The sequence below is a fragment of the Pseudolactococcus hodotermopsidis genome (assembly GCF_011170085.1).
Lineage (GTDB): Bacteria > Bacillota > Bacilli > Lactobacillales > Streptococcaceae > Pseudolactococcus > Pseudolactococcus hodotermopsidis.
In genome coordinates, this window is record NZ_BLLI01000018.1 from 20,213 (window position 1) to 32,264 (window position 12,052).

General features: G+C 38.9%; 7 protein-coding genes and 2 pseudogenes. 8 read left to right on the forward strand and 1 reads right to left on the reverse strand.

All coding sequences use genetic code 11. The features are described 5' to 3' along the window. The first annotated feature begins 57 nt into the window (after nucleotides 1-57). From Hs30E_RS04275 to Hs30E_RS04305, 8 genes and pseudogenes are all read left to right on the forward strand, one after another. On the forward strand, nucleotides 58-1,218 hold the full coding sequence (locus tag Hs30E_RS04275) for a THUMP domain-containing class I SAM-dependent RNA methyltransferase (RefSeq protein WP_172208259.1): 1,161 nt from the start codon (nucleotides 58-60) through the stop codon (nucleotides 1,216-1,218). Next, nucleotides 1,211-2,770: a cell division site-positioning protein MapZ family protein gene (locus tag Hs30E_RS04280; RefSeq protein ID WP_172208260.1), complete on the forward strand. Its 1,560-nt coding sequence runs from the start codon at nucleotides 1,211-1,213 to the stop codon at nucleotides 2,768-2,770. Before Hs30E_RS04275 ends, Hs30E_RS04280 begins: the two co-directional genes overlap by 8 nt. A gap of 67 nt (nucleotides 2,771-2,837) precedes the next feature. Beyond that, nucleotides 2,838-3,611 (forward strand): phosphoribosylaminoimidazolesuccinocarboxamide synthase, encoded by a 774-nt coding sequence (gene purC, locus Hs30E_RS04285; protein ID WP_172208261.1) that lies wholly within the window; start codon nucleotides 2,838-2,840, stop codon nucleotides 3,609-3,611. A 4-nt stretch (nucleotides 3,612-3,615) separates the two neighbouring features. Continuing rightward, complete coding sequence (locus Hs30E_RS04290; RefSeq protein WP_172208262.1) at nucleotides 3,616-7,332, forward strand: phosphoribosylformylglycinamidine synthase; 3,717 nt, start codon at nucleotides 3,616-3,618, stop codon at nucleotides 7,330-7,332. Between the two features lie 122 nt (nucleotides 7,333-7,454). Next, entirely contained in the window at nucleotides 7,455-7,589 is a 135-nt protein-coding gene (locus Hs30E_RS11380) for a hypothetical protein (RefSeq protein WP_267130227.1), read from the forward strand. Then, on the forward strand, nucleotides 7,582-10,323 hold the full coding sequence (locus tag Hs30E_RS04295) for a class I SAM-dependent DNA methyltransferase (protein WP_172208263.1): 2,742 nt from the start codon (nucleotides 7,582-7,584) through the stop codon (nucleotides 10,321-10,323). Before Hs30E_RS11380 ends, Hs30E_RS04295 begins: the two co-directional genes overlap by 8 nt. Continuing rightward, nucleotides 10,316-11,044, forward strand: coding sequence for a hypothetical protein (locus Hs30E_RS04300; protein ID WP_172208264.1), 729 nt, complete (start codon nucleotides 10,316-10,318; stop codon nucleotides 11,042-11,044). Before Hs30E_RS04295 ends, Hs30E_RS04300 begins: the two co-directional genes overlap by 8 nt. Continuing rightward, nucleotides 11,045-11,944, forward strand: a pseudogene (locus Hs30E_RS04305) (DEAD/DEAH box helicase); the annotation flags it as partial. Here Hs30E_RS04305 and Hs30E_RS04310 read toward each other — a convergent pair. Then, nucleotides 11,937-12,052 (reverse strand): annotated as a pseudogene (locus Hs30E_RS04310) (IS5/IS1182 family transposase); the annotation flags it as partial. The pseudogenes Hs30E_RS04305 and Hs30E_RS04310 sit on opposite strands and share 8 nt — an antisense overlap.

Sequence of the window (12,052 nt, forward strand, 5' to 3'; positions counted from 1 at the left end):
CAGGGGCTGGAGCGTAAAGCTCCAGCTTTTTTGCTAAACTAGATAGAAAAGAATAAGATGAAAAGTAATTTTAATTTGGTAGCGACAGCGGCTGCGGGACTTGAAAGTTTGACGGCGCGTGAATTGCGCGATTTAGGTATTGAAACGAAACTTGATGATCGGTCACGTGTCTTATTTTCGGGGACAAAAGAAACGATTGCGACAGCTAATCTTTGGTTGCGGACGGCTGACCGTGTCAAAATCATTGTTGGCGAATTTCCTGCTAAAACTTTTGATGACTTGTTTGAAGGTGTTTATGCTTTGGAATGGGAAGAATTGTTGCCATTTGGTGCGAAATTTCCGATTGCTAAGGCGAAAGCTATCAAATCTGACTTGCACAATGAGCCAAGTATTCAAGCGATTACCAAAAAAGCGATTGCTAAAAAATTACAGGTTCATTATCATCGTCCTGAAAATGTACCGATTCCTGAAACAGGTGCTTTGTTTTCGATTGAGGTAGCGCTTTATAAGGATGTGGCGACGATTATGATTGATACGACTGGCGACTCGCTTTTTAAGCGTGGTTATCGTGTTGACAAGGGTGGTGCGCCAATCAAGGAAAATATGGCGGCGGCAATTATCATGCTGACCAATTGGCGAGCGAATATGACACGTCCCTTTGTTGATCCGACTTGCGGTTCTGGAACATTTTGTATTGAGGCGGCGCTAATTGGCATGAATATTGCGCCTGGTTTTAATCGTGACTTTGCTTTTGAGGCTTGGCCTTGGTTTGAAGATGACATTTTTCAAAAAGTTCGTGATGAGGCTGAAAAGGTGGCAAATTATGATGCTGAACTTGATATTTGGGGCTTTGATATTGACGGTCGGATGATTCAGATTGCTCAGGAAAATGCGTTAGAAATTGGTCTTGACGGCATTGTCAACTTTAAACAAATGAGATTGCAAGACTTTCGTTCTGATAAATTGGACGGTGTTTTGGTGTCTAATCCACCTTATGGCGAACGTTTGGGCGATGAGACGGCTGCTTATCAGCTTTATAAGGAAATGGGCGAGACTTTTAAGCCACTTGAAACTTGGAGTAAATATATTATTACAAGTGACTTGATGTTTGAAGAACATTATGGGGCAAAGGCGACTAAGAAACGAAAGTTATATAATGGTCGCTTGCGCACAGATTTATATCAATATTTTGGTAAGAGAGTAAAAGAACGTGGATAATAAAAACGAAAAAATAACAGATAATGAAAAAGTAGACTATGACAGCAAAGTGCCATATAAAGAGAAAACTTTAGATTTAAAAGATGTCGAAAAAATGACAGTGGCGGAAATTTCTACCAAATCTAATCATATTTCTGAGGAAAATTTGGTAATGGAAAGCTCACTTGATAAATATATTCGTCAGCATCGTTCTGATATTGAATCAGCGAAAAAGGCGCGTGAGCTAAAAGCAGCTGTGACAAATAAGGAGTTGGATAAGTTAGTTAGAACGGCGCGAGATGAAGTTGTGTCGCCATCGGAAGAAGTGTCTGAATCTGAGGATAAGATTAAAGATGATGCTAACTCTGAGAGTCAATCAGAACTTAATAACGAGTTGATTTCTGAAACTGTTGTTGCTGACAAAGAGGAAACCTCGGAAGTTGAACTAGAATCTGATTTCCCTGAACTTCAAGGGGCATTTGACAAGGTAGTTGTTGTGCCAGATGATGTGTCTCTTGATACGACTGAAGAAACGCTCACTTCTGAGGAAGTTTCAGTTGCTAGTGATACTAAGTCAGAACCTGAGTCGACTTGGCAAATTTTAACAGAAGATGATGGATTAACGCGTTCTGAAAAAGTTAGTGATGTCGTTAATAAGTATAAAAAGCCTGTTGTTATTACGATTTGTGGTTTGTTATTATTAGTTGTGGGTGGTTTGGTTTGGCATAATGATAATCAGACCAATCAAAAGCAGACAGTCCAAACTTCAAAATCTCAGGCTAAACAATCTGAGGAAGCTGAAAAAACAGCTGCTTTTAATAAAGTCTATGCGTCATTTTTCATAGATGATAAAGAAACAAAACTAAAAAATAGTGAATTTTCTGACTATAAGACGAAATTAACGGCAGCATTGGCTAAAGTTAATGGTCAATCCAATGAAAAAACGCTTGAGGCAAAAGTTGAGGAGCTGAAAGCCCAAATCGTTGCGGTGCAAAAAATGAACGCTGACTTTGATAAAGCGGTCATTGTTGACGGTGCTTTGGATAAGACGGCGAAAGTGAAAGAGGGCGTAACGCTGAGTTTTACGGCAACTGAAAACACGGCGCTAAATAACTTGCTCAAAGAGGCAGTTGCACTTGGTAAAACGCAGCAAAATACTGTTAAATCATCAGCAGAGTTAGCTAAAGAAGCTGAGCAAGTAGCGGTTGTTGAACCGTCAGTAGCTGCTTCAACGACAGCGCAAAATTCTGAACAGACTTCATCTCAAAGTGCACCGCAAAATTCAGGACCAGTCAATGCCTCAAATTCACGTGTACCAGTTGATGCAAACGCGAATCTGAGCGATCCTGCTTACACTTGGGCGCCTGGTATCATGGAGTTAGTGCTTAACAAATGTCGTGAGCGCGGTTATATCACGGGCGATAACTACATTCTTCAGCCAGCTAGTATCCAAAATGGCAATGGTTACTACAATCTTTACCGCCCAGACGGTACTTATCTGGTGTCAATTAACTGTAAAACAGGTTATTTTGTCGGCAATGGTGCTGGTCATGCTGATGCCTTGGATTATTAAGGACATCTCTAAAAACCGAACATTTAACTTAAAAACTGCCTAAATTGGGCAGTTTTTTCATGTTTTCATGAAAATTTGCGATAAGATAGAGTTAATCAAAATAAATAGGAGAAAAATCTTGACTAAAAAACGAACATTGCTCTACGAGGGTAAGGCGAAAAACCTTTACAATACTGATGATGAGACGATTGTCTTGGCAGAATATAAAGATCAAGCAACGGCACTAAATGGTAAGAAAAAAGATGTGGTTGTGGGCAAAGGTGCGTTGAATAATCAGATTACCAGTTTGATTTTCCGAGAGCTCAATCGGCGTGGGGTTCAGACGCATTTCATCAAACAGGTTTCTGAAACTGAACAGTTGAATACGAAAGTTGACATTATTCCTTTGGAAGTGGTTGTTCGGAATTATACAGCGGGGTCATTTTCAAAACGTTTTGGTATTGAAGAAGGTATGAAATTGTCAACGCCGATTGTTGAATTTTACTATAAAAATGATGCCTTGGATGATCCCTTTATCAATGATGCCCATGTCAAGTTTTTAGAAATTGCGACGGATGAGGAGATTGATTTTCTCAAAAAATCGGCGCTTGAAATTGATACTCTTTTGACGGCTATTTTCGGGCAGATTGATCTGAAATTAATCGACTTCAAGTTAGAATTTGGTCGTTTGCCTGATGGCACCATTATCCTTGCTGATGAAGTCTCGCCTGATACGTCGCGCCTTTGGGATGCGGCTAATAATCATGTGGATAAGGATGTTTATCGGCGTGATTTGGGCGATTTGATTCCAGTTTATGAAAAAGTGTTGCGTGGTTTGCAAAATGAATTTGAGGGAGAATAATCTCGTGAAAAAACGTATTTTTGTCGCTAAAAAACCTGAATTTAAGGTCAAAAATCAATCGCTTTTGTCTGAGTTGCAACATAATCTGCAACTTGAAACCTTGACTTCTGTCAATATTGTTCAAGTTTATGATGTGTTTAATGTACCAGTTGATATTTTATCTGCTGCTGAAAAGTCTGTTTTTTCTGAAAAAGTGACGGATAATCTTTTGTCTGATGAAATGGTAAAATCAGCGCTAAAACAAGCAAAATGCTTTGCGATTGAGGCGCTACCTGGTCAATTTGATCAACGGGCAACTTCGGCAGAGGAGGCTTTATGCTTACTCGGTGCAAGTCATGAGGCAGTTGTCAGAACAGCGCAACTTTATTTGCTCAATGCTGATTTGTCAGATGAAGAATTGACCAAAATCAAGAATTATCAGCTCAATCCTGTTGATTCGCGTTTCAAAGCGATTGAAACGCCGATTTCTGATGAGGAAGAATTGGCTGAGGCAGGAGAGATTCCGATTCTTTCTGGTTTTATCACGCGCACAGCTGCTGAAATTGCTGACTTGCACGCTGATTATTCGCTGGCTATGGAAGTGGCTGATTTGCTATGGATTCAAGATTATTTCAAAAAAGTGGGGCGTGATCCGTCTGAAACGGAGCTAAAAGTACTTGACACTTATTGGAGTGATCACACGCGTCACACGACTTTTGAGACTGAGTTACGTCATATTGACTTTTCGCAATCTAAATTTCAAAAACAGTTACAGGCAACATTTGACAAATATGTGGCGATGCGCAAAGATGTCAAACGTTGTGAGAAACCGACGACCCTCATGGAATTAGCGACCATTTTCGGACGTTATGAACGCAAAAATGGGCGGCTGGACGATATGGAAGTATCTGACGAAATCAATGCGTGTAGCGTGGAGATTGAGGTGGACGTGAACGGTGTCAAAGAGCCGTGGCTCCTCATGTTCAAGAATGAAACGCACAATCATCCGACGGAGATTGAGCCTTTTGGTGGTGCGTCGACTTGTATTGGTGGTGCGATTCGCGATCCGCTTTCTGGTCGTGCCTATGTCTACCAAGCTATGCGTATCACGGGTGCAGGCGATATTACAGCGCCGATTTCAGAAACTCGTGCGGGCAAACTGCCACAACAAGTCATTTCCAAAGGTGCAGCGCATGGTTATAGCTCTTATGGCAATCAAATCGGACTTGCAACGACCTATGTCAAGGAATATTTCCACCCAGGATTTGTTGCTAAGCGCTTGGAAACAGGTGCTGTCGTTGGTGCTGCGCCAAAGGAAAATGTTTTGCGTTTGAAACCACAAGCTGGCGATGCGATTATTCTTCTCGGTGGTAAGACGGGGCGTGACGGTGTCGGTGGTGCGACTGGTTCGTCCAAGGTACAAACTAAGGAAACGGTTTCAACAGCGGGCGCTGAAGTTCAAAAAGGCAATGCGATTGAGGAACGTAAGATTCAACGTCTTTTCCGAGATCCGAAAGTTACCCAACTCATCAAAAAGTCCAATGACTTTGGTGCAGGCGGTGTCTGTGTCGCCATTGGCGAACTTGCGGACGGCTTACGCATTGACCTTGACAAAATTCCGCTTAAATATCACGGCTTGTCTGGCACGGAAATTGCCATTTCTGAGTCGCAAGAACGAATGTCTGTCGTTGTTGATAAGGGCGATGTTGCCCAATTTATCGCAGCTTGTGCTAAGGAAAATATTCTTGCCGTTCAAGTGGCAGAAGTGACTGAAAAAGCTAATTTGACGATGATTTGGAAAGGTCAGACGATTGTCGATATTGCACGTGAATTTTTGGATACTAATGGGGTGCGTGTCGTTGTTGATGCGACAGTTGTTGATTCTGAAAATGCTAGACCATTTGACAAAACATCAACATTAAACACCTTATCAGATGATTTAAACGCTCTCTTATCAGAACTCAACTTTGCCTCACAAAAAGGGATACAGACGATATTTGACAGCTCAATCGGGCGCTCAACGGTCAACTCGCCAATCGGTGGTCGTTACCAGCTGACACCAACGGAAAGCTCTGTCCAAAAATTGCCCGTCTTACATGGTGTGACCAATACAGTCTCGCTCTTAGCGCACGGCTACAACCCCGAAATCGCAGCATGGTCGCCTTATCATGGCGCAGCTTATGCGGTTATCGAGGCGACGGCGCGCTTGGTTGCGACAGGCTCAAACTGGAAGAAAGCACGTTTTTCTTACCAAGAATACTTTGAGCGCATGGACAAACAGCCTGAGCGTTTTGGCAAACCTTTGGCGGCATTGCTCGGCTCAATTGAGGCGCAAGAACAGCTTGGTTTGCCATCAATCGGCGGTAAAGATTCCATGTCTGGCACTTTTGAGGAGATTACCGTACCGCCAACGCTGATTGCTTTTGGCGTGACAACCTCAACCACTGACCGCGTGCTATCGCCCGAGTTCAAGACGGTTGGCGATAATCTCTACTATATCCCTGGTGTGCCTTTGACTGATAACATTGACTGGGACATCGTCAAAGCTAACTTTAAGCTGGTCGCTGATTTACAGGCACATCACAAGATTACAGCGGCGATTTCGACCAAGGCGGGTGGCTTTGGCGAGGCGCTCGCCCTCATGACTTTCGGCAACCACATCGGCGCTGACATCAATCTGACGGACGTCAGCGACTTCATCAAGGCGCAGTTCGCAGGCTTTATCCTTGCGACCCCAGACGAGATTGACGGTTTAGCTAAGATTGGCCAAACGACTGCTGATTTTAGTCTTTTGGTTAATGGTGTCAGAATTTCAGGCGACGAACTTTTGTCTCATTACGAAAGACCACTAGAATCTGTTTATCCGACCCTGTTTGAACAATCTGACGACTTAGCAAAAGTTGAGACAGTTGACACCTCTCATCTCACAATCAAAGCGAAAACAAAAGTCGAGACACCATTAGTCTATATCCCAGTTTTCCCAGGTACCAACTGTGAATACGATACAGCAAAAGCCTTTGAGGCAGCGGGTGCGAAAGCCAAAATCGTCCCATTCCGCACGCTTGATATTTCAGGTTCAATCAAAGAAATGGTTGCAAATATCGAAATCGCCAACCTCCTCATGTTTGCGGGGGGGTTCTCGGCAGCTGATGAACCCGACGGTTCAGCGAAATTTATCGTCAATATTCTTCTAAACGAGCAAGTCAAATCAGCGATTGATGCTTTTATTGCGCGTGGAGGCTTGATTCTCGGTATCTGTAATGGTTTTCAAGCCTTGGTCAAATCGGGTCTCTTGCCTTATGGCAAGTTTGACACATTGACCGAAAAATCGCCAACACTTTTCTACAATGATGCCAATCAGCACGTTGCGAAAATGGTTGAGACGAGAATTACCAACACCAACTCACCATGGCTAAGTGGTGTTTCTGTCGGCGATAGTCACACGATTCCAGTTTCTCACGGCGAGGGCAAATTTGTCGTGACGGCAGAAGAACTCGCTGAGCTGAGCGAAAATGGTCAAATTATCACGCAATACGTTGACTTTGACGGCAAACCAACTATGGACTCTTTCTACAATCCAAACGGTTCAGTTGCAGCGATTGAGGGCATTATCAGCAAAAACGGTCAGATTCTCGGCAAAATGGGGCATTCTGAACGTTACGAAACAGGTCTCTTTAAAAATATCCCAGGCAATAAAGAACAGTTGCTTTTTGAGAGCGCTGTGGCTTATTTTAGGGGTTAATAGAGTAGTTTGCGTTAGAAGAAGTGATGAGGGAACTTGTCGCTTTTTTTGTAAATTTTGATGTGTGCTAACTTAAAAAATGATATAATTGAGGTAGCAAATACTTGACATGGAGAAATAAAATGGTAGAATTATTTAGCCAACAGCCAACAGCCAACAGAACGTTAGAAATAGCTCTTTTTGCAATACTTTTTTTAAACGTTCACAGCATTTTTGTGAGCGTTTTTCATATGTTTTTGGGGGTGTCTAATGGTTAGACGTCCGATTACAGAAATTGAAAATGGGTTGCAAGAATTATTTGAAAAAGAGATAGTAATTCCTGGAGAATTTATTTATAATTTTTTGGCTTGGTATGATATTCCTAAATCAACGCTAACACGTGCAAAAAATGAGAAAGAAATCAATCTTAAAATCAAAAATAAAATTCATTATGAATTAGTCAAAAATGGCGCAACGCCAGTTTCAGTTGTTACAAAAATTGAGCAAGAGATAAAAGGAAATCGGTCACAACCACGATTTATTATTGCGACAAACATCGTAGATTTTGCAGCTAAAGATACTAAAACGCAAAATACTTTGACTATTCCTTTAATTGAATTGCCAGCAAAAGCTGATTTTTTCTTGCCATTAAATGGTATTGAAAAGGTTGAGTATGAGAAAGAAAATCCAGCCGATAGAAAAGCTGCTGATCGTTTTACAAAACTTTATGATACATTGATTAAAATAAATGAAGAAGCGACTGAAAAAGATTTCAATGAATTTTTGATTCGTTTGTTGTTTTTGCTCTTTGCTGAAGATACGAATATTATGCCGAAAAGTATTTTTACAAATGCTATCAAAACTCGTACAGCGGTTGATGGTAGTGATATGAATGGCATTATCAGTGATATTTTTAAATCGCTTGATGTTTTAACTAGAAACTCTGAAAAGGAATGGTTAAGGGCTTTTCCATATGTTAATGGTAAGCTGTTTTCTAAAGCTCATGTAAATTTGAAATTTAATGCAGTAACTAGGAAAATGATTCTTGAGGCTGGTGAGTTACTAGATTGGAATGAAATCAATCCAGATATTTTAGGTTCAATGATTCAGACGGTTGCAAATGCTGAGCAACGTGCAGTTACTGGTATGCACTATACGAGTGTAGAAAATATCAAGAAACTTATCAAACCGTTATTTCTTGATGATTTGACAATGATTTATGATGAAATAGCAGTTAAGATAAGTGAAAATGAAGACAAGGAAATTACAGAAAAAAGTAAGCAAGAGAATCGTCGAACTTATGAGGAAAAATTAGAGGCGTTAATTGAACGAATTAGTAAGATTAAATTTTTCGACCCAGCCTGTGGCTCTGGTAATTTTTTGATTATTACTTATAAAGAAATTCGTAGATTAGAAATCAATATTTTGAAAACCTTAGGCGATTTAAGGATAAAGAAGAAGGAAGAGCATGCTAAACAAGGGAACATGTTAAAAACATCAGCTATTTCTCTTAATAAATTTTATGGCATTGAGTTAGATGATTTTGCTCATGAAGTGGCTAGACTTTCTCTTTGGATAGCGGAACATCAGATGAACGTTGAGATGACTGAAACCTTGGCAGATTATCAGCCTAACTTATTGCCTTTAAAAGATGCGGGGCATATTATTCAAGGTAATTCGTTGCGGATTGATTGGAATGAAGCTGTGCCACATACAGCTGATGAAGAATTATATATTATGGGGAATCCGCCTTATATTGGGGCACGAAAAATGGATTCAAATCAAAAAAGGGAAATTGCAAAGGTCTTTGAGAGTTACTTGTTAAAAACTGGAGATTTAGATTATATTTCAGGGTGGTTTATGAAAATTGCAATTTCAGTAGAGAATACTAATATAAAAGCTGCGATTGTAAGTACAAATTCTGTGGTACAAGGCTCTCAGGCGTCTTTATTATGGAATACTATTTTTAATAAAACAGAAGCTGAAATTAATTTTGCTTATTCCTCTTTTAAGTGGGGAAATAGTGCTAAACATAATGCAGGCGTTACTGTAGTAATAGTTGGAATAGTCAATAATAAATATAAAGGGAACAAAGTATTATTTGATACAATAGGTGGAAAGATTGTTAAACAAATCAATGCCTATTTAGTTGATGGTCCTTTAATAACAGTTAAGAAAAGTACTAGTCAAATTTCTAATCTTCCAGAAATGTTATCAGGTGATATGCCTAACGATGGAGGGAACTTAATCGCAGATAGAATAGATGAGTTTGTAGATATTTTCGAGAGTAAGAAATATTCTAGTATAATTAAGGAATTTATCGGTTCACGTGAATTTTTGAATGATAAAAAAAGATATACACTATGGATTTCTGAAAATGACTTGGAATTGGCTATTTCTAATACCAAAATTAAAAATAGAATAGATAGAGTTAGGAAATTAAGAGAAAACAGTAGCAGAAAAGTAACAAGAGAAATGTCAGATACTCCTTACAGATTTGGTGAAATTCGGCATAAAAATTTTGACTATATTTTTATTCCGCAAGTATCTTCTGAAAATAGGGATTATGTTCCAATGGGGATACTAGATAAAAATGTTATCACTGCTTCTCCTAACTTTGCAATCTACGATGCACCAATCTGGCTTTTAGGTTTATTAGAATCTCGGATGCACATGACGTGGCTACGTGCTGTTGGCGGGAAATTGAAAACTGATTACCGTTATTCTGCTGGCTTAGTTTACAATACATTTCCAGTGCCAGAACTTTCAACACAACGAAAAAATCAAATGGAAAATCAAATTTTCGAGATTTTGGATCTTCGTGAAGAAATTGGTGGCACGCTTGCTGAACTTTACAATAACAAGACAATGCCTAAGCGTTTGCGTGAGGCGCACGAAGCACTTGATAGAATTGTTGAGCGAGCTTATCGTCGTGATACACCATTTGTCAGTGATGAAGAACGCTTGAGTGTTTTATTAAATATGTATCAGGAGATGACGAAAGATGACTAAATTATCAAATGTTGCCTTAAATACTGTAACAGATGCTTTATTAAGTTGTTTTCCAAATTTTAGAGATATTGACCTTATTAAACACATGTCTTTATTTGCTTTAGAAAATGACTTTGACTTGAAACATACTAGAACTAAGGCAGATGTGCCTATCAGAACCTTTATTTTTGATAATTTAGCCGAAATGGACGGAAAAAATCAAAAGTTATATTTATTAGAAACTTCTAAAATCATTGAAACGACTTTAGGAAAATATGATTCAATAACATTTTCAGAAATTATCAAAAGAGCCATAAAGACGATAAATAGTGAAAGCGAGCGTAAAGTAAGAAAAGAAGTTGATAGAACACTTGATATTTATCCAGAAGTTAAATCTGAATGGTTGAAAGTTTATGATAAAGTAAATTCGGGTGAGAATCGTTATGCTTTAGATAGCGCACGACTGAGCTTGGAATTACTTTTAAAAACTATTTTCAATAATGAAAAATCATTAGAAAATCAACAAAAAAATATCGGTGAAGCTTTAAAACAGAAATCTGTTTCAAAGGAATTTATTACTATCATAACACAAAATTTAAGACAGTATGCAGAACTACAAAATGAAAATGCTAAACATAAGGCAAAATCAGACGATTGGGAAGAGTTGGAAGTGGAGACGATTCTTAATCAAACATGGCTACTGATGAAATATTTGATAACAAAACTAGGAAGAAGAGAATAAATGCTAGATAATCTATTTGAAATAAAATATGATACAACTGGGACAAGTGTCAAGACAAATAATCTTGGTATGCGTGAAATGCAAGAAAGAGTTTATCAGCGAAGAAATAGTCAATATCTATTAGTAAAAGCACCACCAGCCTCTGGTAAATCACGTGCTTTGATGTTTGTAGCGCTTGATAAACTTCATCATCAAGGTATCAAAAAAGTAATTATTGCTGTACCAGAACGCTCAATTGGCAAGTCTTTTCGCAATACAAAACTATCTGAAAATGGTTATTTCTGGGATTGGCATGTTAAACCGGAAAATAATCTGACTATTAATGGAACAGATAAGAGTAAAGTGAAACAGTTTGTGGATTTCATGCGTTCGACTGATTCAAATGATAATATTTTAATTTCAACTCATGCGACATTGCGCTTTGCTTTTGAGAAACTAGATGATAGTGTGTTTGATGAGACATTAGTCGCTATTGATGAATTTCATCATGTTTCTCGTGATGATAATTCTGTTTTGGGAAATGCTTTGAGAAGTATTTTAACAAATTCTAGTGCGCATATCTTAGCTATGACAGGGTCATATTTCCGAGGAGATGAAACACCAATCTTAGAAGCGGCAGATGAAATAAAATTTGATAAAATTACTTACACCTATTATGAGCAGCTTGAGGGGTATCAATATCTAAAAAGTTTTGCTATGGGTTATAGTTTTTATCGTGGTCGTTATACTGAGGCGTTAGATGATGTGATTGATACTAATAAAAAGATGATTATTCACATTCCAAATGTAAATTCTGGCGAATCTACCAAAGATAAATACGATGAAGTAGCGCGCGTTATAGATACGATAGGTAATGTTGAGGAAACAAATGAGAATAATATTAGACTTGTTCCTAAACCATCGCTCTTTCAAAATTGATAATGCCACAAATTAATTCAGCCCGATAATCAAAGCGCCTTCTCCGATTCCGATAAGGAAGTGCCATAATTTGAAAGGTTTTGAATACCG